General features: G+C 66.6%; 23 protein-coding genes. 5 read left to right on the top strand and 18 right to left on the bottom strand.

Features of this window, described 5'->3' with window-relative positions:
- Positions 1-167: 167 nt before the first annotated feature.
- The 4 genes from AB0N05_RS10815 to AB0N05_RS10800 all read right to left on the bottom strand — a co-directional run bounded on the left by AB0N05_RS10815 (position 168) and on the right by AB0N05_RS10800 (position 3,051).
- Positions 168-527 carry an ACT domain-containing protein gene (locus tag AB0N05_RS10815; RefSeq protein WP_364690656.1) on the bottom strand — a complete coding sequence of 120 codons (360 nt, stop codon included), beginning with the start codon at positions 525-527 and terminating at the stop codon, positions 168-170.
- Positions 528-815: 288 nt separating this feature from the next.
- On the bottom strand, positions 816-1,472 hold the full coding sequence (locus AB0N05_RS10810; protein WP_364690653.1) for a response regulator transcription factor: 657 nt from the start codon (positions 1,470-1,472) through the stop codon (positions 816-818).
- Positions 1,439-2,557, bottom strand: a complete 1,119-nt coding sequence (locus AB0N05_RS10805) for a histidine kinase (protein ID WP_364690650.1) — start codon at positions 2,555-2,557, stop codon at positions 1,439-1,441. Before AB0N05_RS10805 ends, AB0N05_RS10810 begins: the two co-directional genes overlap by 34 nt.
- Before the next feature lie 5 nt (positions 2,558-2,562).
- On the bottom strand, positions 2,563-3,051 hold the full coding sequence (locus tag AB0N05_RS10800; RefSeq protein WP_364690647.1) for a hypothetical protein: 489 nt from the start codon (positions 3,049-3,051) through the stop codon (positions 2,563-2,565).
- Positions 3,052-3,179: 128 nt separating this feature from the next.
- On the opposite strand from AB0N05_RS10800, the gene AB0N05_RS10795 reads away from it, so the two are divergent.
- Both AB0N05_RS10795 and AB0N05_RS10790 read left to right on the top strand, forming a co-directional pair.
- On the top strand, positions 3,180-3,776 hold the full coding sequence (locus AB0N05_RS10795; protein ID WP_364690645.1) for a DUF4291 domain-containing protein: 597 nt from the start codon (positions 3,180-3,182) through the stop codon (positions 3,774-3,776).
- A gap of 184 nt (positions 3,777-3,960) precedes the next feature.
- The gene (locus tag AB0N05_RS10790; protein WP_364690642.1) at positions 3,961-4,695 is read left to right on the top strand and encodes an alpha/beta hydrolase; all 735 of its coding nucleotides are present in this window, start codon (positions 3,961-3,963) and stop codon (positions 4,693-4,695) included.
- 128 nt (positions 4,696-4,823) lie between these two features.
- Here the strand turns inward: AB0N05_RS10790 and AB0N05_RS10785 are convergent, their stop codons facing one another.
- Positions 4,824-5,213: a VOC family protein gene (locus AB0N05_RS10785; RefSeq protein ID WP_364690639.1), complete on the bottom strand. Its 390-nt coding sequence runs from the start codon at positions 5,211-5,213 to the stop codon at positions 4,824-4,826.
- 202 nt (positions 5,214-5,415) lie between these two features.
- Between AB0N05_RS10785 and AB0N05_RS10780 the strand changes: the two genes are divergently transcribed.
- Positions 5,416-5,793 carry a hypothetical protein gene (locus tag AB0N05_RS10780; protein WP_364690636.1) on the top strand — a complete coding sequence of 126 codons (378 nt, stop codon included), beginning with the start codon at positions 5,416-5,418 and terminating at the stop codon, positions 5,791-5,793.
- Between the two features lie 158 nt (positions 5,794-5,951).
- Here the strand turns inward: AB0N05_RS10780 and AB0N05_RS10775 are convergent, their stop codons facing one another.
- From AB0N05_RS10775 to uvrC, 9 genes are all read right to left on the bottom strand, one after another.
- Positions 5,952-6,731 (bottom strand): enoyl-CoA hydratase-related protein, encoded by a 780-nt coding sequence (locus tag AB0N05_RS10775; protein ID WP_364690633.1) that lies wholly within the window; start codon positions 6,729-6,731, stop codon positions 5,952-5,954.
- A 248-nt stretch (positions 6,732-6,979) separates the two neighbouring features.
- Entirely contained in the window at positions 6,980-9,316 is a 2,337-nt protein-coding gene (locus tag AB0N05_RS10770) for a galactose oxidase-like domain-containing protein (RefSeq protein WP_364690630.1), read from the bottom strand.
- A gap of 225 nt (positions 9,317-9,541) precedes the next feature.
- The gene (tpiA, locus tag AB0N05_RS10765; RefSeq protein ID WP_364690627.1) at positions 9,542-10,327 is read right to left on the bottom strand and encodes a triose-phosphate isomerase; all 786 of its coding nucleotides are present in this window, start codon (positions 10,325-10,327) and stop codon (positions 9,542-9,544) included.
- Complete coding sequence (locus tag AB0N05_RS10760; protein WP_364690624.1) at positions 10,328-11,557, bottom strand: phosphoglycerate kinase; 1,230 nt, start codon at positions 11,555-11,557, stop codon at positions 10,328-10,330. It lies immediately after the preceding gene.
- A gap of 4 nt (positions 11,558-11,561) precedes the next feature.
- Positions 11,562-12,581: a type I glyceraldehyde-3-phosphate dehydrogenase gene (gap, locus tag AB0N05_RS10755; RefSeq protein WP_364690621.1), complete on the bottom strand. Its 1,020-nt coding sequence runs from the start codon at positions 12,579-12,581 to the stop codon at positions 11,562-11,564.
- A gap of 174 nt (positions 12,582-12,755) precedes the next feature.
- On the bottom strand, positions 12,756-13,739 hold the full coding sequence (gene whiA / locus AB0N05_RS10750; protein ID WP_364690618.1) for a DNA-binding protein WhiA: 984 nt from the start codon (positions 13,737-13,739) through the stop codon (positions 12,756-12,758).
- The gene (yvcK, locus tag AB0N05_RS10745; protein WP_364690615.1) at positions 13,730-14,776 is read right to left on the bottom strand and encodes a uridine diphosphate-N-acetylglucosamine-binding protein YvcK; all 1,047 of its coding nucleotides are present in this window, start codon (positions 14,774-14,776) and stop codon (positions 13,730-13,732) included. Before yvcK ends, whiA begins: the two co-directional genes overlap by 10 nt.
- A complete protein-coding gene (rapZ, locus tag AB0N05_RS10740; protein WP_364690612.1) occupies positions 14,773-15,708 on the bottom strand; it encodes an RNase adapter RapZ in 936 nt (311 codons plus the stop codon). The genes yvcK and rapZ overlap by 4 nt, the downstream gene beginning before the upstream one ends.
- A gap of 162 nt (positions 15,709-15,870) precedes the next feature.
- Complete coding sequence (gene uvrC, locus AB0N05_RS10735; RefSeq protein ID WP_364690609.1) at positions 15,871-17,952, bottom strand: excinuclease ABC subunit UvrC; 2,082 nt, start codon at positions 17,950-17,952, stop codon at positions 15,871-15,873.
- A 158-nt stretch (positions 17,953-18,110) separates the two neighbouring features.
- On the opposite strand from uvrC, the gene AB0N05_RS10730 reads away from it, so the two are divergent.
- Positions 18,111-18,320: a hypothetical protein gene (locus AB0N05_RS10730; RefSeq protein ID WP_364690606.1), complete on the top strand. Its 210-nt coding sequence runs from the start codon at positions 18,111-18,113 to the stop codon at positions 18,318-18,320.
- A 136-nt stretch (positions 18,321-18,456) separates the two neighbouring features.
- Complete coding sequence (locus tag AB0N05_RS10725; protein WP_364690603.1) at positions 18,457-18,792, top strand: hypothetical protein; 336 nt, start codon at positions 18,457-18,459, stop codon at positions 18,790-18,792.
- A 219-nt stretch (positions 18,793-19,011) separates the two neighbouring features.
- Here the strand turns inward: AB0N05_RS10725 and AB0N05_RS10720 are convergent, their stop codons facing one another.
- From AB0N05_RS10720 to AB0N05_RS10705, 4 genes are all read right to left on the bottom strand, one after another.
- Positions 19,012-19,440, bottom strand: a complete 429-nt coding sequence (locus tag AB0N05_RS10720) for a lipocalin-like domain-containing protein (protein WP_364690601.1) — start codon at positions 19,438-19,440, stop codon at positions 19,012-19,014.
- A 37-nt stretch (positions 19,441-19,477) separates the two neighbouring features.
- Complete coding sequence (locus tag AB0N05_RS10715; protein ID WP_364690598.1) at positions 19,478-21,175, bottom strand: bifunctional 3'-5' exonuclease/DNA polymerase; 1,698 nt, start codon at positions 21,173-21,175, stop codon at positions 19,478-19,480.
- A gap of 74 nt (positions 21,176-21,249) precedes the next feature.
- Positions 21,250-21,609: a hypothetical protein gene (locus AB0N05_RS10710; RefSeq protein ID WP_364690595.1), complete on the bottom strand. Its 360-nt coding sequence runs from the start codon at positions 21,607-21,609 to the stop codon at positions 21,250-21,252.
- 78 nt (positions 21,610-21,687) lie between these two features.
- Complete coding sequence (locus AB0N05_RS10705) at positions 21,688-22,914, bottom strand: crosslink repair DNA glycosylase YcaQ family protein (RefSeq protein ID WP_364692283.1); 1,227 nt, start codon at positions 22,912-22,914, stop codon at positions 21,688-21,690.
- Positions 22,915-22,944: the final 30 nt, after the last annotated feature.

Here is a 22,944-nt window from a genome sequence, read left to right as displayed (position 1 = left end):
CCTACTATCTCGGTGCGTAGCACCCGATCGTAGGGTGGCGCGGGTGGCGGCGCGAGACGCTCGCCGCGACACGGAGGTGCTTTGCACTCGTACGTTCTACGTACGTAGACAGTATTATCCTGGACCGGGGGTGCCGTCGGCGCAAATCGGCGTGAGAACTCTGTGCGTCAAGCGATTCGGTGTCCGGCCTCGCGCAGCGCCGTGGACGCGTCGTCGAGCCGGTGCGCGGGAACCAGCACCAGATCCGCGTGATAGGTCGAGGCCACGAACACCGAGATCTTCGCCTCGGCCAGCGGCCCCACCAGAGCGGCCAACATCCCCGGCTGATCCAGCCCGTGCGCACTCTCGCCGCCGTAGAACCCCTTCCAGACCTCACCCTCCGCCCACGGCGGCGCCTCCCGAACCACGGTGAGCCCCTCGGGCGCTCGCACGAGCGCGACCCACTCGTCATCCTCGGGGAAGGTCGAGTTCGGCAGATGCTCCACCACGAACTGCGAGGGGACAATCCGCAAGCGCTGGCTGGTCATGGCGACATCGTAGGCGTCCGAGCCGACAACACGACACTGCGGCCAACCCCTCCCACTCAGCGTTTTCCGCCCGCGCAGCGGGCGAATCCCTTTCGATGGAAGGAACTGTCCGGCGATACATGCATACATCGCTACATCTACAGATCCTAATCGCAATCTTGCGCCCTACCGCTCAGATCAGCGAGGGAGCTGTGGTGGCGGGAATTCGAGGCTGAATCCGCCGTGAGCGCTCCTTGATCTTGATCGCGCGGCGGGGGGAACCAGCCGTCAGCGGGACTGGGTGGGGTTTTACCCCGCGAGGCCGGTGCGGTGGGCGTAGGCGATGGCTTGGCCGCGATCTCGGACGCCGAGTTTTGCGAAGAGGGAGTTGATGTGGGTTTTGACGGTGCTGACGCCGATGAAGAGTTCCTTGGCAATCTCGGAATTGTTGCGGCCCTGGGCCATCAGGCGGAGGACGTCGAGTTCTCGGTCGGTGAGGTCGATGTCAGGCTGGGCGGGGGCGGCGAGGGCTGAGACGACTCGGCGACCGACGTCCGCGGCAAGGGTGGTGTGGCCGCTGGCTACCGAACGGATGGCAGCGGCGATTTCGGCTCGACCGGCGTCTTTGGTGAGGTAGCCGCGGGCTCCCGCGCGTAGGGCTCCGGCGATGGAGGCATCGTCGGCGTAGGTGGTCAGGACCAGGACGGCGGTTTCGGGGTGGGCTGCGGTGATCGCGGCGGTGGCGGCGACACCGTCGATGCCGGGCATGCGGAGGTCCATGAGGATCACCCGGGGCGAGTGGCGGCGCACCAGTTCGACCGCTTCCGCGCCATCGCGGGCCTCCCCCACCACCTCGATATCGGGCAGGAGCGTCAGCACCGTGGTCAGGCCGTCGCGCACCGTGGTCTGATCATCGGCGACCACCACCGTGATCACCTGCGCGGCACCCGGATTCGCACCGTCCACCGATCACCCTCCTTCGCTGCCTCGACCGTGCCACCCACCGCGGTGATGCGTTCCCGCATGCCCAGCAGTCCCGCCCCGGAACCGGAGGCCGCGAGCGAGACCCGGTGCGCGGTCAGCGGATTCGACACCTGTACCTGAATCATGTCCGCATCGCCGCGGAGGGCGAGCGTAACCGGTTGTCCGGGAGCGTGTTTGCGGGCATTGGTCAGCGACTCCTGCACCGCCCGGGCAATGGCCACCGCGGCCTGCTCGTTCGACACCTCCGGGTCGACATCCGACCGGACCTCCAATTGCCCACCGGCACTGCGATGTTCCTCCGCCAGGCGACGCAGTTCGGCGGTCAGGTCGAAACTCTCGGCCCGCAGGGCACCGACCACCCGCCGCGCCTCCGCCAATCCGGAGACCGCCAGCGCGTGAGATCCCTTGACCCGCTCCGCGGCTCGATCCACCTGTCCGGCCTCGAGCAGGGCGTCCGCGGCGTCGAGTTGAAGCACCAGCCCGCCGAGGGTGTGGGCGAGCACATCATGCATATCGCGGGCGATCCGGCCGCGCTCGGCCAGCGCGGCCGCCCGGTCACGCTCGGCGCGAATCACCCGATTCTGTTCCACCAGCAGCCGATTCTGGTCTGCGGCAATCCGCGACTGCCGTCTACCCCAGCCGCCCAATCCCGCCACCACGACGCCCACCAGCAGCCCCGCCAGCGCCTGCGGCCGAACCCCCGCGGCCACCACAGAAACGCACATGCACAGGACCGTCACGGCGGCCACACCGAGGCCGAACCCGACCGTCCCGGCGAGCGCCAGGCCGATGAACACCGTGGCCAGCGCCGTGATCGCCGATCCGGGCAACTGTATACAGGTCGCGCCGCCGCCGACGGCCATGGCGCACAGGCAGATTCGCTCCAACCGGTATGCCCGGGCGGGCTCCACCACCCAGCCCGCCCAGCCCAGCCACGACAGCACCGCCAGGACGGCCACCCACGGATGACGCATCGACGCATCGCCCACCGACGAGGACACCACGGAGACGAGCCCGACCAGGCGCAAGAACCTGGCCAGGCGTGTGGGTTCGGAGGTGAGCAGCATCAGAGTCAGTGTGCCGCAATCAGCTGCGCTTGCTCGGCACGCCGGGCCAGAACCAGCGTTCGAGCCGCGCGGTTCACCGCGACAATGAGCAGGATGACGCCGAGTGAGGCGACCACCTCGGCTCCGGCCAGGTGCGCCAGGACGTCCACCCCGATCCGGACGGCCAGCAAGACCAGCCACAGCAGTGAACCGATCCAGCCGGTGCGGGCCTCCCAATGGCCGTCGGCCCAGCGCAGCTGCGACAGGCGGCCCATGGCGGCACCGACGCCGACACTCAGGACCGCGGACAAGACCAGCAGCGCGATGGCGACGGTGCCGATCCCCTGCCCCGCGAACGCACTCTTCGCCTGCACGACGCCGACCACGCCGAGAATGATCGGCCCACGCCACATCCGGGTGCCGTCGAGCACCTGCCAGCGCGTCTGCCGGTACATGATCCAGCCGATCACCAGTACCGCTATGACGCCTTCGACCACCGCATTCTGCAAATCCATGCCTCTACGGTCGGTCGCGCGCGGGCTTCCACCCACCACCCCGGGGTGGAGCCGGGGTGGAGTTCGCGTACACCCGCGCCGAAAACCGTTGGTGCGCACTCCCCCGATCCGCCTACGGTTGCCCCGTTATGAATCAGTACGAGATCCGGGCCGACTACGACCGCGACACCATCACCGTCTATCAGGCGTACAGCGAGGCCATTGCCGCACCGGCGGTCGCCGCGCAGCGATTCGTGCCGCCGTTCTCGGTGAATCGGATGACGTGGATCAAGCCGTCGTTCCGGTGGCTCATGCATCGCAGCAACTGGGCACGCAAGCCCGGGCAGGAACGCATTCTCGCGGTGCGGATCACGCGGGCCGGGTGGGAGGAGGCGTTGAGCCAGGCGGTGCTGACCAGCCCCGAGCGCCGCGTGTACGCCGATGCCGACCAGTGGCGGGCGCAATTCAAACATGCCGTGGTGCATGTGCAGTGGGATCCCGAATACTCGCTGCGCGATGCGAAGCTCGACCACCGGAGCATTCAGGTGGGGCTGTCCCGCCACATCATCGACCAGTATGTCGAGGACTGGACCGTGCAGATCCGCGACCTCACTCCCCTGGTGCACAAGATGTCCGCGCACTTGCGGGAGGGCCGTGCCGATCGCGCCAAAGCCCTTCTGCCGCCTGAGAAGCCGTATCCGCTCCCCGAGCCGCTCGCCGAGCGGGTGGGTGCCACGAGGTTCTGAAGCCGCCGCAAAAACCCGTTGGCGGACCGTGATGACGGCTGCTAGCCTTCCGGAGGCCGTGCAAGAGAACGAGGAGGTGGTACCCGTGAACGCAGTATCGACATGGGTGCTCCCCTCCGGAGCCATGGTCGGGCGATAGGTCGTCCGGGAGCGCCGCACGAGAGCACTCCCGAAAGGCACGACCATGCAATTCACTTCCGAACAACGCCTCGATGACGACGTCCTCGAACGCGAATTCACCCTCGGCGAGATCCCCGGCATCCTGTGGACTCCCGCATCCGTGTCCGCACCACTCCCGCTGATCTTGGTCAGTCCCCCTCCCCTCGGGCTGCGCAAGGCGTACCCCCGACTGGCGGCCCGAGCCCGGCACACTGCCGCGCAAGGCTTCGCCGCGGCCACCATCGAGCTCCCAGGAAGCGGTGACCGGCCCCGTTCGGCCGCCTTCGAGCAGGCTCGCGCCGACCTGCGCCGAGCATTGGCGGCCGGTGAGCCGGTCACCGACGAGATTGTCGACGCCCTCACCCTCCCGCTGGTCGACCAGTCGGTCCCGGAATGGCAGGCCGCCCTCGATGCCCTGCTTTCGCTGCCCGAGATCGGCGGCCCGGTCGGGTATTCGGGCGGGGTGATCTCCATCGGCGTCCGGCTGGCGGCAGTCGAGCCGCGCATCTCGGCCGCCGTTCTCTTCGCCGGAAGTTTCGTGCCGCGCACCATATTCGAGGAAGCCCGGCAGGTCACCATTCCCCTGCACGTTCTCCTGCAGTGGGATGACGAAGACAACGACCGGCAGATGGCCTTGGATCTGTTCGACGCCTTCGGCTCCAAGGAGAAGACCTTGCACGCCAATATGGGCGGGCACACCGGCGTCCCGCAGTTCGCGGGGGAAGAGGGGGGCCGGTTCTTCGCTCGGCATCTGAAGTGAGGCCGGGCCGTCCGGCCGATAGGCGATAGGAGCTGTCGGCCAGGTCACCGCCATCGAGGAAAGTCCCAACCATCCTCGATGGCGGTGACCAGCGGCTGCATAGTTGGCGGTGCCGATGCACGACGTCATCATTCGGCCGGAACGGCTGCGGCTCCAGCGGTGGCGACGCAGAAGGGATGTCCCGCGGGATCGAGGAATACGCGGAAGCGTTCACCGCCGGGCTGGTGAGAAGCGAGCGTGGCGCCGAAGCCGAGCAGGTGTTGTTCGGCCTGTTCGAGATCATCGACGCTGAAGTCGAGGTGGAGCCGACGCGGCGCGCTGGAGCCGGGCCATGGGGGCGGCTGATGGTTGGCGACGCGTTGAAAGTCCAGACGGATGTCGTGATCGCTGGTCAGCACAACGAAGTTCGGGTTGGTGGACCGCAGTTGCCCACCGAGAAACTGTTGATAGAACTTGGCGAGCCGGATGGGGTCCGGGCAGTCGATGGTGACTGCGAACAGATGTGCGGTGATAGCCATTCGGACTCCGATCAGCCCCATCGACGTGGCGATGTTCTTGTGTCAGATGGTATTTCGGCAGCGGTGGAGGTCGCGCGGTAGGGTGCGACGGGGTTGTGGGAAACACGCACGTCCGGAACCCACACCGGCTAACCTGCGAAACACTTTTACTTCAGATAGTTGACGGGCGCATCACGGCGGACCGTCGAAAGGATTCGCCCCCATGCGTAAAACCCTGTGGCTCAATGGCATCACCCTCACCGCAGCCACCCTCCTGAGCGCGACCGGCACCGCCGGAGCCGACCTCTCCACCGTCATAGACCACGACGCCACCTTCAAGGTAGGCGTAGACATCAAGCCCGGCACGTACACCACCACCACGGCCGCCACTGTCTGCGCCTGGGCCCGCCTCTCCGCCATCACCGAGGACGCCAGTGCCATCCTCCAAAGCGGCGGCGCCATCAACGGCAAGGTAACCGTAGAAATCAAGTCCACCGACATAGCCTTCTTCACCACCGGCTGCGGCACCTGGACCCTCAAGACCACCACCAACACCGGCTCCAGCAACTCCGGCAGCGGCTTCGGCACCGGCTCCTCCTAACCGGGGGCAGCATGAGCTGCAGGCCTTCTCGACAGTTGCAGGGGTTGTAAGGCCTGCAACTGTCGAGAAGGCCTGCGACTGTCGTAACGCGTGCAACTTCGCACCCTGGCAGGCCTTCTCGACGGTTGCACGGGCTGGCGGCGCGCGTGTTCGGGGCGCTAGTCGGGCCAGATGGGGTGGCGCTTTTCGAGGAAGGCGGCCATTCCCTCACGGGCGGCGGGGATTTGGGAGGCGGCGGCCATTACTTCTCGGGCGATTGTGTAGGCGTCGGGTTCGGGGCGGTCGAGTTGGGCGTAGAGGGTGGCCTTGCCCAGGGCCTTGCTGGCTCGGCTGCCTCGGGTTGCTCGGGATAGGAGGTCGGTTACTGCCGTGTCCAGGTCGGGGTCGGGGACTGCGCGGTTGATGAGGCCCCAGTCGGCTGCGGTGTGGGCGTTTATGGGGTCGCCGGTGAGGGCCAGTTCCATGAGGCGTTTGCGGCCGATGGAGCGGGCCACCGGGACTGCGGGGGTGTGACAGAACCAGCCTGCCTTGCCGCCGGGGAGGGCGAAGGCTGCGGATTCGGCGGCTATGGCTAGGTCGCAGGAGGCGACTAGTTGGCAGCCTGCGGCGGTGGCTAGGCCGTGGACTCGGGCGATTACTACCTGGGGGACGGATTGGATTGTTGTCATGAGCTCGAGGCAGAGGGTCAGGAGGTCTCGGACGCCTAGTAGGTCGCGGGCGGCTACGTCGGCGAAGTCGTGGCCTGCGCTGAAAACTGGGCCTGCGGCGGCTAATACGATGCCGGTGGCGTCGGTTTCGGCCGTGGCTCGGAATGCGGTCAGGAGTTCGGTCAGGTGGTCGGCCGAGAGGGCGTTGCGGCGGTCGGGGCGGTTCATGGTGATGGTGACGGTGTCGGCGTCCCGCTTCACGAGCAGGTGCTGGTACTCCGCTGCGGTCATGACTTCACGGTAGAGGGCGGCAGGGCGAAAATCGGCGCATTCGGTCGAGCGCAGAACCTCCGGGAGCAGTGGGCCGCCATGAGCATTCACCGGTGCATCCCCTGCTGCAAGCTCATAAGCAGTCGCCGGTGTCATGGGCATTATTCGCTGGTAGCCGCGGCAGTCGCCGGTGTCATGGGCATCCGCCGGTAGCCGGGCACCCATCGGGTGTCCGGGGCAACCATCGGCGTCGGGGGCATCCGCCGATGTCATGCCGCGAGGTGTACCCACTTCCCGATCGATGGGACGCCCTCGGTGTCCACTCCTATGACGAGGTACCAGCCGGGTGGGGCGAGGGCCGGGTTGGACGGCATGGTCAGGGTGGCCGTGTCGGGTGTGGTGACCGTGATGGGGAGATCGATCAGGCGCTGGTTGTTGTCGCACGAATGGGTGCATGAGCTGGGGTGCATGAGGCTTGCCTCACGCAGGGTGGCCGAGGTGGTGACGGTGAGGGTATCGGCGTACGACACCGATTCGGAGGACAGGTCGAGGGTCGGTCTCGGGCCGCGGAAGAGGTAGGGCGGCCAGTAGATTTCGATGCGGAGTTCCTCGGTCTTGCGGGCGGGGTTGGATCCGGCTGTGACGACCTTGCCATCGGGTGTGAGCAGGGCTACCGAGTGGTAGAGGCGGGGAATGCGTTGCGGTGCCGTGGGCATCCACATCTCTGCGGCGGGGTCGAGGATCTCGGCGTGCGCCGGGGCGGCGTCACCCATTTCCTCCATGCCTGAACCGCCTGCCACCAGGACGGTGCGATCTGGCAGGAGCACGGCGCTCAGGTGCATGCGGGGGTGCATCAAGGGTGGTCCATCGCGGTAGACGGGTTCGGCGGCGGTGAGATCCGCGATCTTCGTGTCGCTCAAAGCCGGTGCGGGGGCGTGCATGTCGTATCCGCCGCCGCCGATGAGCATGACTTTTTGCGACTGTGCGGGTGGCAACAGCACGCTGGTGGACTGATTGCGTGAGCCTGGGTCGGTCAGGCCCTGGACCTCGGTGATCGCACCGGTGGCGGGGTCCCAGATGGACGGGTGCATGCCATTGTTGCCGCTGTATTGGCCGCCGGAGTAGAAGATTCGCCCGTCCGCGAGCAGGATCAGGTGGCCGTACATCGGGATTGGCCCGGGTATGGGCAGTTCCGTCCAGGATTGACCCGCGAGATCCAGGAGTTCCGGAGTCTGCGACAGGAATCCGTCGGTACCCAGACCTGACACCGCCACGATTCGCCCGTCCGGCAGCGCCGCCAGGCTCGGATACCAGCGCCCGAATGTCATGTCCGGCAGCCGATTCCAGACCAGGGCGTCGGGATCGAAGATCAGGGCGTCCCGCAGGCCCTCGAACGGGTCGAATTGCGCGGTGCCACCGACCGCGATCAGCCGTCCGTCCGGCAGGAACGCTTGCCCCGAACAAAACAGGTCGATCGGCGTAACGGGTGCATCCAAGCCAGGATTCGGATAATGCCATACGCGAGTGCGGTATTCGTGCGCGTCATGCCGATCCGGGTCGTTCCCCGACCCGGCGAAGAAGAGCACATCCCCCGTGCGCAGCAACGCCGCATGCACCGGATTGATCTCGGTGCCGAAATCGAGGATCCGCCAAGCCCCTTCGGTCGGAGCCTGAGCCAAGTCGGTGTCGAGCTCCAGCACCCGGAGATAGCCCGCGTTACCGCCCTCCGGATGATCGATGGCGCACACGACCAGCTCCGGCATGGCTCCCGCGCCGGGCAGCAAAGCTATTGCCGCCCCTTGATTTTCAGCGAACCCCCAGTCCGGCACCTGCGACCACCGGCTCCACCCGTCCACGCAGTGCCCGGTGCCATCCAAGCCCCACCCGATCGTGTAGAGCCCGCCGTTGACGCCCTCGGGGTTGTCCACGGTGAGCACGATCAGTTCCGGCCGCCCATCCCCATCCAGGTCGGCGACGGTGATCCCCGCCCCTTGTCCTTCCCACCCCCACCAATCCGGCACTGACAGCCACGGAGTCCATTGCGCGACAACCCCATCCGCGGTAATACCCTTCGCCAATCGGAACTGCCCGGTGTTCTGCCCCGGCGGATTGTCGACGGTCAGCACCACGAGCACGTCCTGCCCGTCGATCCGCGTCAAACAGATATCCGCCCCTTGGTTCTCCCATCCGAACCAGTCCGGAATCTGTTGCCACGCAGTCCATCCCCCGGTCACCGTCCCATCGGCGGCCAAATCCCGCCCGATCCGGAAATACCCCTGGTTCTGCCCGACCGGATTGTCCACCAGGAACACCACCAGATCGGGCCGCCCATTCCCGCTCAGATCCCCGATCGCGATCCCGGCCCCTTGGTTCTCCCACCCCCACCAGTCCGGCACGGTCAGCCAAGGCCCCCAGCCCTGCACCGACCCGTCCTCCCCCAGCCCGGTCCCCACCCGATAGTTCCCGGAGTTCTGCCCCATCGGATCGTCGACCATGAGCACCACGACATCGCGCACCCCGTCGCCACTCATATCGGCGATCGCGATCCCGCAATCCTGATTGTCCTGCGAGAACCAACCCGGTATCGAAAAGAATGCCCCAGCCACACCAGCCATCATGATCGCCCGCCCGCGATCCGGCCACCAATGTCCGGATTGTCCCGCGCCACTGAACAACTGGTTGGACCGACCCCGAAGACCTCATCGGCCGCTTCCACCTGGAGCAGGTCCCCAGCCCGAGCGGGGTGGTGCATCACTTCTTCTGGCGGAAGTGATCGGAAACGACGAAGGGCCGGACATCCGAGGATGTCCGGCCCTTCGAGGTGAAAACGGTTACGGCAGTGGGCCGCCCGCGGCGATCGCGGAGAGGGTGGCGAACTCGTCACCCTTGAGCGAAGCGCCGCCGACCAATGCGCCGTCGATGTCGGTCTGGCCGACCAGTTCTCCGACGTTCTTGGCGTTGACCGAGCCGCCGTAGAGGACGCGAACGCCCGCGGCGACCTCCGGGTCGGCCAGTTCGGCGAGTTCCTTGCGGATCGCGCCGCAGACTTCCTGGGCGTCGGCGGCCGAGGCGACTCGGCCGGTGCCGATGGCCCAGACGGGCTCGTAGGCGATGACGACCTTGGAGATTTCCTCGGAGGTCAGGCCCTTGAGGGAGCCGCGGAGCTGTTCGAGGTTGTACTCGACGTGGGTCTTGGCCTCGCGCACGCCCAGGCCCTCGCCGATGCAGACGATCGGGGTGATGCCGAACTTGAGCGCCTGCTTGGTCTTTGCCAGGACCGTCGCGTCGTTCTCCAGGTGGTACTGGCGACGCTCCGAGTGGCCGACCACGACGTAGGTGCAACCCAGCTTGGCCAGCATGGAACCGCTGATCTCGCCGGTATAGGCACCCTCGTCATGGGTGGACACGTCCTGGGCACCGTAGGTGATCAGGAGGCGGTCACCCTCGACCAGGGTCTGCACGCTGCGCAGGTCGACGAACGGCGGGATCACCGTGACATCGACCTTGGCGAAGTACTTCTCGGGCAGGGCGAATGCGATCTTCTGCACCAGAGCGATGGCCTCGAGGTGATTGAGGTTCATCTTCCAGTTGCCCGCGATAAGGGGCTTTCGTGCCATTCAGCGGCCCTCCAGCACAGTGTCGTCCAAAACACTGATGCCCGGAAGTTCCTTGCCCTCCAGGTATTCCAGCGACGCACCGCCGCCGGTGGAGATATGCGAGAAACCGTCGTCGGGCAGGCCGAGCGCACGCACGGCCGCAGCGGAGTCGCCGCCACCGACCACGGTGAACGCGCCCTTGCCGGTGGCCGTGGCGATCGCCTCGGCGACACCGCGGGTACCCGCCTCGAACTTCGCGAACTCGAACACGCCCATGGGGCCGTTCCAGAACACCGTCTTGGCCTCGGTGAGCAGCGCCGCGAAACGCTTGGTCGACTCGGGGCCGATGTCCAGGCCCATCCAGCCGTCCGGAATCTCGTTGGCGGCCACCACCTTCGACTCCGCGTCGGCGGCGAACTTGTCCGCCACCACGATGTCGATCGGCAGGTGAATGACGTCCGCGTACTTGTCGAGCAGTCCCTTGCAGGTGTCGATCATTTCTTCCTGCAGCAGCGAGCCGCCGACCGGAAGCCCCTGCGCTGCAAGGAAGGTGAAGCACATGCCGCCACCGATGACCAGCGTGTCGACCTTCGGCGCGAGCGCCTCGATGACCGCCAGCTTGTCCGAGACCTTGGAACCGCCGAGCACGACCGCGTACGGACGCTCGGTGTTCTCCGTGAGCTTCTTCAGCACCTCGGTCTCGGCCGCGACCAGAGTGCCCGCGTAATGCGGGAGCACCTTGGCGATGTCGTAGACCGACGCCTGCTTGCGATGCACGACACCGAAACCGTCGGAGACGAACGCGCCGTCATCGCCCACCAGCTCGACCAAAGCGTTGGCCAGCTTGGCGCGCTGCGCGTCGTCCTTGCTGGTCTCGCGGGGATCGAAGCGGATGTTCTCGAGCAGCAGCACATCGCCGTCGGTGAGGCCCTCGGAGCGCGCGAGCGCGTCCTGGCCCACGACATCACCGGCGAGCTGGACATTGCGGCCCAGTTCCTCGGCCAGTCGCGCGGCGACGGGAGCCAGCGAGAGCTTCGGATCGGGCTCGCCCTTGGGGCGGCCCAGATGCGCGGTGACGATCACCTTGGCACCGGCTTCCGCCAGCGCCTTGATGGTCGGCGCGGACGCGATGATGCGGCCCGGGTCGGTGATGGTGCCGTTGTCGAGGGGAACGTTCAGGTCGGAGCGCACGAGCACGCCCCGACCCTCGACACCCTCGTTCAGCAGATCCTGGAGTGTCTTGATCGCCATAGGTTTACAGGGACTTGCCGACGAGACCGATGAGGTCGGCCAGGCGGTTCGAGTAGCCCCACTCGTTGTCGTACCAGCCGACAACCTTCACCTGATCGTCGATGACCTTGGTCAGCGGCGCGTCGTAGATGCAGGAGTGCGGGTCGGTGACAATGTCGCTCGACACGATCGGGTCCACGTTGTACTTCAGGTAGCCCTTGAGGGCACCTTCGGCAGCGGCCTGGTACGCGGCATTGATCGCCTCGATCGAGGCCGACTTGGACAGCGTCACGGTGAGGTCGGTGACCGAGCCCGTCGGGACCGGAACGCGCAGCGCGTAACCGTCCAGCTTGCCCAGCAGCTCGGGCAGCACCAGGCCGATGGCCTTGGCCGCACCGGTGCCGGTCGGCACGATGTTCAGGGCCGCGGCCCGCGCACGACGCAGGTCGGAGTGCGGCGCGTCCTGCAGGTTCTGGTCCTGGGTGTACGCGTGGATGGTGGTCATGAGACCACGCTCGATGCCGAAGTTGTCGTTCAGCACCTTGGCCAGCGGGCCGAGGCAGTTGGTGGTGCACGAGGCGTTCGAGATGATGTTCTGCGAACCGTCGTACTTGTCGTCGTTGACGCCCATCACGATGGTGATGTCCTCGCCCTTGGCGGGCGCGGAGATGATGACCTTCTTGGCGCCGGACGCGAGGTGGCCTTTCGCCTTGGTCGCGTCGGTGAAGATGCCGGTCGACTCAACGACCACATCCACGCCCAGGTCGCCCCAGGGCAGCGCCGCCGGGCCTTCCTTGATGGCGAGGGCGGTCAGCCGCTGGTCGCCGACGACGATGGTCTCGTCGCCGTCGAGCGAGACGTCCTGCGGCAGGCGGCCGAGGATCGAGTCGTACTTGAGCAGGGTCGCCAGCGTCTTGTTATCGGTGAGGTCGTTGACCGCGACGATTTCGATGTCAGTCTGGCCGAGCGCTTTCTGCGCCTCGACCGCCCTGAAGAAGTTACGCCCGATACGGCCGAAGCCGTTGATGCCTACCCGGACAGTCACGTTATCGCTCCTCAGCTTTCAAGCGGATCGTTTCCGTTGCTGCCATCACCCTAGCGTCGCCTGGAAACATCGCCGACACGCCCCTGTCACTGGTCAGTCGGGTATGTCACGAAAAGGTCTCGCCCGGAACAGCAGCGAACCCCCGGCATTCGATGCACGGGGGTTCCCTACTACTCAGGCTTCTTCCAGCAACTCCGCTGTCACGGCCGATTCGGTATCCGGCACGCCCAATTCCTTGGCGCGACGGTCGGCCATCGAGAGCAGTCGCCGAATCCGGCCCGCCACAGCGTCTTTGGTCATCGGCGGCTCGGCCAGCTGGCCGAGTTCCTCCAGTGACGCCTGACGGTGCAGCACGCGCAGCTTGCCCGCCGCGGCCAAATGATCAGGCACATCGTCGGCCAGTATTTCCAGCGCACGCTCCACGCGAGCGGCCGCCGCGACTGCGGCCCGGGCCGATCGGCGCAGGTTGGCGTCGTCGAAATTGGCGAGGCGGTTGGCCGTGGCGCGGACCTCGCGGCGCATGCGCCGTTCCTCCCACGTGAGCCGGGTGTCCTGCGCGCCCATCCGGGTGAGCAGAGCTCCTATGGCCTCGCCGTCCCGCACCACGACCCGATCGGTGCCGCGCACCTCCCGAGCCTTGGCCGAGATGCCCATCCGGCGGGCCGCGCCGACCAGGGCGAGCGCGGCCTCGGGACCGGGGCAGCTCACCTCCAGTGCGGAGGAGCGACCCGGTTCGGTGAGCGAGCCGTGCGCGAGAAACGCTCCGCGCCAAGCGGCTTCGGCGTCCCCGATGCTGCCGCCGACCACCTGTGCCGGTAGGCCCCGCACCGGACGACCGCGCACATCAAGCAAACCGGTTTGGCGCGCGAGCGCCTCACCTTCCTTGGAAACCCTTACGACGTACCGGGAGGTTTTGCGGAGTCCGCCCGCGCCGAGAACATGCACATCCGAGCCGTATCCATACAGCTCGAAGATTTCCCGACGCAGTCTGCGCGCGATGGAACCCATGTCCACCTCGGCCTCGACGATCACGCGACCGCCGACGATGTGCAAGCCGCCGGCGAACCGCAGTAGTGCGGACAGTTCAGCCTTGCGCGAGCTCACCTGAGACACGGTGAGCCGGCTCAGCTCGTCCTTCACTTCGGCTGTCATCGCCACGAGACGCGCTCCTTTCCACCCAACCCGGACCGCACCTGTTGACCCATATGCCGTCCTTCGACTCGAAGCCCTGCCAATTCCGGCCGAGGCTGCCGGATCACCTGATCCAGTGCGGCGGCAAGTTTTCCGGGGTGGTGCCGATCCGTACCCGCCTCGGCGACATCAGCGAAGGTTACTCGCGCTCGCAGCTGTTCGGCAGCTCTTGCCACATGTTCGCGTTCCCTACCCTCGGGTACGGAACCGGAATCGACCAGAACGTGGTCCACCGTGAAATCCGGTGCGTGCTGGGACAATACATGCAGGTGCCGTTCAGCGGAGAATCCGGCCGTTTCGCCCGGTTCCGCAGCGAGGTTGAGCACCAGCACTTTCCGCGCCCGAGTATGAAGTAGAGCTTCGTGCAATTCGGGCACGAGGACATGCGGGATCACGCTGGTGAACCAGCTTCCCGGGCCCAGCACAACGACATCGGCATGCTCGATGGCCGAGGTGGCCTCCGGGCAGGCGGGCGGATCCGACGGGATCAGGCGCACCCGGCGCACCTTGCCGGGCGTGGTCGCCACCGCGACTTGGCCACGGATGCAACGGCTCACGCGCGGATCGCCTTCCAGGCCCGCCACATCCGCCTCGATGGTGAGCGCGATCGGCGACATGGGCAGCACCCGGCCTGTGATCCGCAGAATCTTTCCGGCCTCGTCGAGCGCGGCCACCGGATCACCCAATTCCTCGGTGAGCCCGGCCAGAATCAGATTCCCGACCGAATGTCCGGCCAGCGCACCGGTGCCGCCGAAGCGATGTTGCAGGGTGCGCGCCCAGATGCCGTCGGCCTCTTCGGCCAAGGCGGCCAAGGCCATTCGGAGATCACCCGGCGGCAGCATGCCGAGCTCGGAACGTAGGCGGCCGGAGGAGCCGCCGTCGTCGGCGACCGTGACGACCGCGGTGATCTTGCGGGTCAGCCGCCGGATCGAGGTCAGCGTCGCGTATAGACCGTGTCCCCCACCCAGCGCGACGATCGCCGGATTGGTCTCGCGCCCGCTCATTCTCGCCCCAGATCCCGGTGGACCACGCGAACGACGTCTCCCGACCCGTTCTTCGCGCCGGCGCCGAGCAGTTCGCCCAATGCCTCCGCTATTGCCACACTGCGGTGCTTACCGCCGGTGCAGCCCACTGCCACGGTCATGTATCGCTTCCCCTCTTGGCGGTAGCCCTCGGTCGTGAGGTCGATGAGGTGTCGGCAGGTGTCCAGATAGTCCTGTGCACCCGGGCGCGACAACACATACTCACTGACCGGGGCATCCTGTCCGGTCTGTTCGCGAAGTTCTGGCACCCAATGCGGATTGGGCAGGAAACGCAGATCCAACACCATGTCGGCGTCCAGTGGTACTCCGTACTTGAAACCGAACGATTGGATTGTTAGTTGTAGGGCGGTCGGCGCATCACCGCCGTACGCCTCCTCCATCTTTCGATGAAGTTGATGAACCGATAGCTCGGTGGTGTCGATGACCAGATCGGCCGCCGTCTTCACCGAGGCCAGGCGTTCCCGCTCGGCGGCGATACCGGCCGTGAGAGTGCCATCGGCGCTTTCGCTCTGCAGTGGATGCCTTCTGCGGGCGAATCCGTATCGGCGGATCAGCACGTCATCGGAGGCTTCCAGGAACAGGATTCGGGTACTGACCCCGCCCGCCCGGAGTTGTTCGGTGACCGCCGAGAGATTTCCGGTGAAGAACCGGCTGCGCACATCCATCACCACGGCGAGCTTGCGGATGGGCGGGTCGGCGCTCTCCCCCAGATCGACCATGCGGCCGATCAACTCGGGTGGCAGATTATCTGCGACGTAGTAGCCGAGATCTTCCAGCACCTTGGCGGCCGTGCCGCGACCGGCCCCGGACAATCCGGTGACGATGACAACCTCGACTGGCGTTGTGCTGCTTCTATTTTCGACCGCTTTATTGCTGGCTTCGACGCGCGTCATGTCCTACCGGGTTCGTGTCTGGGGTTGCCCTCGATCATCCTGCACCGATGCCGTAATTCGTGGCAGGCGCACGCGGGGAGCGAGACACAGATGTGATAGTTGCTCCCGACCTGCACACACGGCGTGTCGCACTATACCCGCCCGGCGTGTCGCGCTGGGGTGCTAGCTGCCCTGGTCGGCATTCAGCGCCGTCAGGACCGCCTTCGCCGTCGCTACACCGATTCCGGGGACCTCGGTGATCTGCTCCACCGTGGCCTCCTTCAGCTTGGCCACCGAACCGAAGTGGGTGACCAGCGCTGTTTTGCGCGTCGCGCCCAGGCCTGGCACCGCATCCAGGGCCGAGGCGGTCATGCGCCGTGAGCGTTTGGAGCGGTGGAAGGTGATGGCGAAGCGGTGCGCCTCATCGCGTACCCGTTGCAAGAGATATAGGGACTCGCTCGTGCGCGGCATGATGACCGGGTCCGGCTCATTCGGGACCCAGACCTCTTCCAGGCGCTTGGCCAATCCGATCACCGCGACATCGGTGATGCCGAGTTCATCGAGGACCTCGGCGGCGGCATTCACCTGAGGCTGGCCGCCGTCGACCACGTAGAGGTTGGGCGGGTAGGCGAAGCGGCGCGGCTTGCCGGTCTTCGGGTCGATGCCGGGTAGACCGGAACCCATTGGGTCCGAATCGGATTCGAGATCCGCGGCCTCGGCGGCATCGATATCGCGGCGTAGCTTGGCGAAGCGGCGGCGGGTGACCTCGGCGATGCTGCCGACATCGTCGGAGCGGCCGTCGCCCGCGGCTTCCTTGATCGTGTAGTGCCGGTATTCGGACTTGCGCGCCAGCCCGTCCTCGAACACCACGAGCGAGGCCACCACATCGGTGCCCTGCACATGAGAGATATCCACACATTCGATTCGCAGCGGGGCGCTGTCCAGATCCAGGGCATCCTGAATTCCCTGGAGCGCGGCCGAGCGAGCGGTGAGGTCCCCGGCGCGTTTGAGCTTGTGCTGTTGCAGGGCTTCCTTGGCATTGCGCTGCACGGTTTCGGCGAGGGCCTTCTTGTCGCCGCGTTGCGGGACGCGCAGTTGCACGGCGGATCCACGCAGGCCGGAGAGCCATTCCTGGACCTGCTCGGCGTCATTGGGCAGGGCCGGGACCAGAACCTCGCGCGGGACCACGGCCCCCGGCTGTTCCTCGCCGGTCTGGCTGGCCTGCGCGGTCTGTTCGCCATAGAACTGCGTGAGGAACTGTTCGACCAGGGCCGCCATCTCACCACCGGATTCGATGGCGTCGGGTTCATTGCGACGCGAGCCGGAGCCCTCCGTGGTTACGCTGGCTGCCGCCTCCGGGCCTGACCGGCTCGCGTCGAGGGCGTCACCGGATTTGTCGACCACCCAGCCGCGTTGACCGCGGACCCGGCCGTCGCGCACGTGGAAGATCTGGACCGCGACTTCGAGTTCGTCGATCGCGAAGTCGACCACGTCGGCATCGGTGCCGGAGCCGAGCACCACGGCCTGCTTCTCCAGGGCCCGCTTGAGGGCCTGCATGTCATCGCGCAGGCGGGCGGCCAGCTCGAAGTCGAGGTCGTCGGCGGCCTCGAGCATGCGGCGTTCGATCTGCTTGACCAGGCGGTCGGTCTTACCGGCGAGGAAGTCGCAGAAGTCCTCGACGATCTGGCGGTGTTCGGCCGCGGTGACGCGGTCGATGCAGGGGGCCGAGCACTTGTCGATATAGCCGAGCAGGCAGGGGCGGCCGATCTGGTTGTGCCGCTTGAAGACTCCGGCCGAGCAGGTGCGGACCGGGAAGACACGCAGCAACAGGTCCAGGGTTTCGCGAATGGCCCAGGCGTGCGCGTAGGGGCCGAAGTAGCGGACGCCCTTCTTGCGCGCGCCGCGGTAGACGAAGACGCGCGGGTATTCCTCGTCCAGGCTGACCGCGAGCACCGGGTAGGACTTGTCGTCGCGGTAGCGGACATTGAAGCGCGGATCGAATTCCTTGATCCAGTTGTATTCCAGCTGTAGCGCTTCCACCTCGGTGGAGACCACGGTCCACTCCACGCTGGCGGCCGTCGTCACCATCTGGCGGGTGCGCGGATGCAGCGACGAGACGTCGGCGAAGTACGAGTTCAACCGGCTGCGCAGGCTTTTCGCCTTGCCGACATAGATGACCCGCTTATGCGCGTCCCGGAACTTGTACACGCCGGGTTCGACGGGGATGGTGCCCGGCGCGGGCCGGTACGTCGCGGGATCTGCCACGCCACCAGGTTAACGATCCGCCCCGACAGATCTCCCGCGCCCGCCCCGCAGGCCTCGCGACACGACACCCGCGAATGGTTTCCGCCACGCCGCCGGGTGCATCCGCGGCCGTCGCGGCTTCGAAGACTGGTCAAGATCAGCGCAATGATGGGAGCACCATGATCCGCCTTCGACGTCGTCGCCGATCCTTCGCGATCGGTTCCGCACTGATGCTGGCCGCGGCCGCACTGGTGGCCGTGTCCATGCCCGCGTCCGCCGACACCGAGGACGGGTCCATCTTCGTATACGGCGACTACCTCAAGCACGAGTCGGTGATCATCCTGTGCGGTGCGCCGATGCGAGCCGCTTCGCCCCTGGCCGTCGCCTAGACACCGCCGCGCACCCGACGCGCCACGCCGCAACGCCGTATCCACGCGTATTCCCGCGTCCGAGCATCATGCAAGGTCACTATGGACCGCGAACTGTCATCGGACGATCTGTCCACGCACAAGGGGAGCAGTATTGATGATGAACCGTCCGCACCGCCGCTCACTCGGGATCGGCTCCGTCCTCGGCATGGGCGCCGCCGCCTTGGTCGTAGTAGCCGCCCCGGCCTCTCACGCGGACAATGTCTGCAACATTGAGCGAACCCTCGACACAGCAACCTTCTTCTGCCCCGAAAACGCCTGGTACGCAGCGGTAGTCGAGTGCCTCGGCACCCGCCAGGTGGGCCACGGCGTCCAATCCCCCACCTACATAGTCGGCGACTCCCCCCGCCCCCTCATCCCCATGACCATCGAATGCAATGGCGACGGCAAAAAAGGCATAGTCCTCAACGCCTGGACCGACGGACCCTTCTGACCCTGCCCCGCCTCTGTTGCGGCGGCTGCCACCACCTGGCAGCCGCCGCAACGCACTCGCCGAACCCGAACGACCAAGATCAGGGAGCACTCCCGGCGGAATTTCGTCCGGATTCCCGCCACCAGTGCTCCCTCACGGATGGGTGCGCTGCTCGGATCGTCAGTCGTGCAGGGTGATTCGGTAGATCGCTTCAGCGTGAATGCGAGGCTCGCGCGGGCACTACTCGGCGCGGGTCCAGTGGAGGCTGTTGACGAGGGTTCGGGAGCCTATGGGGGTTGGGGGTGTTCGGAGGATCAGGTTCGTGGGCGAGAGGTCTACGAAGCGGCGTTGTTCGGTGCCTACCCAGTTCGGGAAGAGGCTCATGTGTAGGAGGTGGATTACTGTGTCGGCCTCGACACGGTATTCGCCGCTGTAGGCGACGTAGCTCGAATAGGCTTGGGCTCGTTCGGATTCGGGGCCGCCGAGGGCGTTGGGTGTGGATAGGTTGTGGCGATCGGTGGCGGCGAGGTGACCGCTCATCCAGCCGCCGGGGGTGTAGATCAGGCTGCCTTGGGGGTTTTCGCCGAAGGGGGTTGTCACCGCGCCGGTTTCGTCGGTGGCGGTCCATGCCGTCAGTTGCCATCGGCCTACCAGGTCACTGGCCATCATGGGGCCGATGGTAGTGCGTCGGGTCGGGTGCGGGTCGTTACTTCGCATCGCCGTAGCACTCGACCACCGCTGTGGTGAAAGGGAATCGCACCGGGGTTGTGCCGAAGGCGAGGCGGCCCGCTGTCTCCGCGGCGTTGGCGATCATTTCGGAGACCAGTGCGGTTTCGTCCGCAGGGCAGTGGACGATTACCTCGTCGTGCTGGAAGAAGACCAACTCGGCGCGCAGCTCGGCGCGCGCCATCGCATTGCGCAGAGCCGCCAGTACCAGTAGGGCCCAGTCGGCGGCGCTGCCCTGTACGACGAAGTTGCGGGTGAAGCGGCCTCGGGCGCGAGCCTTCGGGGTGCTGCCGTATCCGCTGGAATGGGTTGGTTCCTCATCCGACTCGTCGTAGGCGGCGGTGACCGGTGGGCAGGTACGGCCGAGCCAGGTGCGTACGAGGCGGCCTTCCTCACCGGCGTGGGCGGCATCGTCCACGTAGGCGACGGCGGCGGGGTAGCGGCGACGGAGCTCGGCCATATGAGTGAGGGCGTCGCCGGAGGTTTGGCCGTAGATCGCACCCAGCATCGCGATCTTGGCTTGTGCGCGATCGCCTCCAAAAGCTCGGGCCGCGAGGTCCGCGTAGAGGTCCTCGCCGCGGCCCGCTACCTCCATCAGGCCCGGATCGCGGGAAATCGCGGCCAGGACGCGCGGCTCCATCTGGTCGGCGTCGGCGACCACCAGACGCCAGCCCGGGTCGGCGCGGATCGCCTGGCGGATCACCTTGGGAATCTGTAGTGCGCCACCGCCATTGGCGGTCCAGCGGCCGGTGACCGTGCCGCCCGGCACGTATTCGGGACGGAAGCGGCCGTCGTGCACCCACTGGTCGAGCCAGGACCAGCCGTGCGCGGTGTACAGGCGATAGAGCGACTTGTAGGCCAGCAGTGGCGCCACCGCAGGATGATCGACCTCCTGCAGCTCCCATTTCCTGGTGGAGGACAACGAGATTCCCACGCGGGTGAAGGCTCGGACAATGTCATTGGGCAGGTCCGGCCGCACCCGCACCCCTCCGAATGCCCGCGACACCTCATCCGCCAGCTCCACCATCCGCCGCGGTTCCGTCGCACCCGAAATACGTTCCCCCAGAAGACTATCGAGCAATTCCCGGTGCACGTCCGCACGCCAGGGAATCCCCGCCCGCGACATCTCCGCGGCCACCAGCATCCCCGCCGACTCCGCCGCCACCAGCAACCGCATCCGATCCGGATACTCCGCCTTCGCCGTCCGAGCCACCTGCCCCGCGTAAACCTCCAACAGCGCCGTGAACTCATCCGTCCCCGCAGGCAGCGGCACCGGCCCCGACTCGAACAGCGAGGGCTGCGTCTCCGCGGCCCGCACCGGCGCATCCGCCGGAACCGGCAACCCCCGCAACCGAGCCCAAGCCGCCGCCAACGACCGAGCCTGCCCCGCCTGCCCCTCCTCATGGCCGATCAGCAGCGCCTCGGCCGCCTCCACGTCATAACACCGCTCCACCCGCACCCCCGCGTCCAACAACCCCCGATAAACCCGCGCCGTCGACCGCCACACCCACCGCTCAACCCCCGGCCGGGACCGCACCGCCTCGACAAGCGACTTCTCACGCACCACGTCCCCCGCCGCCCGCCCATCCGCCCCCAGCGGACAAACCCAAGCACCCCCATCCCCCGTCTCCGCCACCGCCCATCGCATACCGCAGAGTCTTCCAGCGAGCACCGACATAACCGTGCACCTCCACTACCGCATCAACCCGAGCTCGACACCGAGGGGAATCGAATTGAGCTTCGGGAGCCGGACTAGCCGAAGGTTGCCAGGATGAGGGCTCCGAACAGGGATAGCCCGAAGGCGGCTGCGACAGTGAGGGATAGGGCGCGGATCAGGTGGGGGCCGATGGCTCGGGCTATGAAGTAGCCTGCGGCGGCACCGAGGGCCGCGAGGATCAGGCCTTCGCCCATGACCAGGTAGTAGACCGAGGCCATTGTCGCGTTGAGAGCGTCTTTGGCTCCGCTCGCCTCGTCTCCGAACGGGATGGGGAAGCGGTAGGCGATTCCTACCAGAGTCGCCGAGAGGAGAGCCGACAAGACGGCGGCGATAAGTCCCCACGCCGCCACCGCCCACAGAACGAGTGGGCTCGTCCGGTCATCCTCGATCTGCATGCGGGCCTAGCCTCCCAACTCTTGTTGGGTGAATCCTAGAGTTGCCGAAATCCTTGGCGGATCCCTGGGGCGGGGAGACTACGGCTGAGGGTGGGATTTCAGTACTGCCGCGAGGGGGATGGCCAGGTCGCCTCGTTCGCCCACTTCGATCGTGTCGAGTTCGAGCCAGTTGGCCATTTCGCGTAGGGCGGTGGCGAGTTCGGCCGCCACGCGGGCGTCATCGTGGCCGGGTTCGGCGAATGCGCCGGGGACGAGGAGGCGGCCGGTGGCGCGGTCGGCGCGCAGGTCGACGCGGGCGACCAGTTCACCGTCGAGAAGGAAGGGGAAGACGTAATAGCCGTGTACGCGTTTGTGTTCCGGGGTGTAGATCTCTATGCGGTAGTGGAAGTCGAAGAGGCGTTCGGTGCGGGCGCGGAAGAAGATCAACGGGTCGAAGGGGCATAGGAGGGCTGCGCCTGAGATTCGGCGGGGGGTGCGGGCCTCGGTGTGGAGGTAGGCGGGTTTGTCCCAGCCTTGGACGGATACCTGTTCGAGTTCACCTGTTTCGAGGAGATCCGCGATGGCGGGTTCGGTGTGGTGGCGTTTGAGGCGGTAGTAGTCGCGGAGGTCGGTTTCGGTGGCGATGCCGTGGGCGGAGGCGGCGCGGCGGACCAGTTCGCGGATGGCGTCGGGTTCGTCGAGTTGGCGGGTGAGGACGTCGGCGGGGATTACTCGCTCGGTGATGTCGTAATAGCGTTGGAAGCCGACGCGTTTGGGGACGGTCAGGTCGCCGGAGGCGAAGAGGGCCTCGCAGACCACCTTGGTGTCGCTGTAATTCCAGCCCCAATCCCCTTTCGCGCGAGGGCGATCCAGTTCCAGGTGGCGTTCGACCTCGCCTGCGGAGCTGGGGCCGAATTCCTTGAGCACGCTGAGGACGTCGTCCATGAGGGCCGGATTGCGTTGCGCGACTTGGCGCATGCCGTTCCAGCGGCCGTGGCGGTATTCGACCATGCGCCAACGCATGAGGGGCCAGTCCTCGACGGGGAGTAGCGCGGCCTCGTGTGCCCAATACTCGATCAGCTGGCGGGGACGACGCGCGGTGTCGGCCCAGGCGATCTCGTCGAGCAGATCCCGGTCGTATGCACCGATCCGGCTGAAGACGGGCGCGTAGTGCGCGCGCACGACCGCCGATACCGAATCCAATTGCAGCAGCCGGGTGTTGTCCAGGACGCGCAGAACCGTGCGGCGGGTGGGCGCGGCGCTCGGCCGGGTGGCGGCGAAGCCCTGGGCGGCGAGTGCAATGCGGCGCGCCGCAGCGACGGTCATTTCGCGGCTCGGCGTGGGAGAAATCGGCAC

Source organism: Nocardia sp. NPDC051030 (genome assembly GCF_040683015.1).
GTDB lineage: Bacteria > Actinomycetota > Actinomycetes > Mycobacteriales > Mycobacteriaceae > Nocardia.
The sequence above is the reverse complement of the archived record's forward strand: the minus strand, read 5'-3'. Positions and strand labels throughout refer to the sequence as shown.

Excerpts from the sequence above, each read along its gene's own strand:
- AB0N05_RS10715 (WP_364690598.1), bottom strand. The coding sequence starts at position 21,175 with ATGTCGGTGCTCGCTGGAAGACTCTGCGGTATGCGATGGGCGGTGGCG.
- AB0N05_RS10795 (WP_364690645.1), top strand. The coding sequence starts at position 3,180 with ATGAATCAGTACGAGATCCGGGCCGACTACGACCGCGACACCATCACC.
- AB0N05_RS10705 (WP_364692283.1), bottom strand. The coding sequence starts at position 22,914 with ATGACCGTCGCTGCGGCGCGCCGCATTGCACTCGCCGCCCAGGGCTTC.
- tpiA (WP_364690627.1), bottom strand. The coding sequence starts at position 10,327 with ATGGCACGAAAGCCCCTTATCGCGGGCAACTGGAAGATGAACCTCAAT.
- AB0N05_RS10775 (WP_364690633.1), bottom strand. The coding sequence starts at position 6,731 with ATGACCGCAGCGGAGTACCAGCACCTGCTCGTGAAGCGGGACGCCGAC.
- AB0N05_RS10720 (WP_364690601.1), bottom strand. The coding sequence starts at position 19,440 with ATGATGGCCAGTGACCTGGTAGGCCGATGGCAACTGACGGCATGGACC.
- AB0N05_RS10800 (WP_364690647.1), bottom strand. The coding sequence starts at position 3,051 with ATGGATTTGCAGAATGCGGTGGTCGAAGGCGTCATAGCGGTACTGGTG.
- AB0N05_RS10710 (WP_364690595.1), bottom strand. The coding sequence starts at position 21,609 with ATGCAGATCGAGGATGACCGGACGAGCCCACTCGTTCTGTGGGCGGTG.
- rapZ (WP_364690612.1), bottom strand. The coding sequence starts at position 15,708 with ATGACGCGCGTCGAAGCCAGCAATAAAGCGGTCGAAAATAGAAGCAGC.
- AB0N05_RS10725 (WP_364690603.1), top strand. The coding sequence starts at position 18,457 with ATGATGAACCGTCCGCACCGCCGCTCACTCGGGATCGGCTCCGTCCTC.
- yvcK (WP_364690615.1), bottom strand. The coding sequence starts at position 14,776 with ATGAGCGGGCGCGAGACCAATCCGGCGATCGTCGCGCTGGGTGGGGGA.
- AB0N05_RS10760 (WP_364690624.1), bottom strand. The coding sequence starts at position 11,557 with ATGGCGATCAAGACACTCCAGGATCTGCTGAACGAGGGTGTCGAGGGT.
- AB0N05_RS10805 (WP_364690650.1), bottom strand. The coding sequence starts at position 2,557 with ATGCTGCTCACCTCCGAACCCACACGCCTGGCCAGGTTCTTGCGCCTG.
- AB0N05_RS10785 (WP_364690639.1), bottom strand. The coding sequence starts at position 5,213 with ATGGCTATCACCGCACATCTGTTCGCAGTCACCATCGACTGCCCGGAC.
- AB0N05_RS10790 (WP_364690642.1), top strand. The coding sequence starts at position 3,961 with ATGCAATTCACTTCCGAACAACGCCTCGATGACGACGTCCTCGAACGC.
- AB0N05_RS10780 (WP_364690636.1), top strand. The coding sequence starts at position 5,416 with ATGCGTAAAACCCTGTGGCTCAATGGCATCACCCTCACCGCAGCCACC.
- AB0N05_RS10815 (WP_364690656.1), bottom strand. The coding sequence starts at position 527 with ATGACCAGCCAGCGCTTGCGGATTGTCCCCTCGCAGTTCGTGGTGGAG.
- AB0N05_RS10730 (WP_364690606.1), top strand. The coding sequence starts at position 18,111 with ATGATCCGCCTTCGACGTCGTCGCCGATCCTTCGCGATCGGTTCCGCA.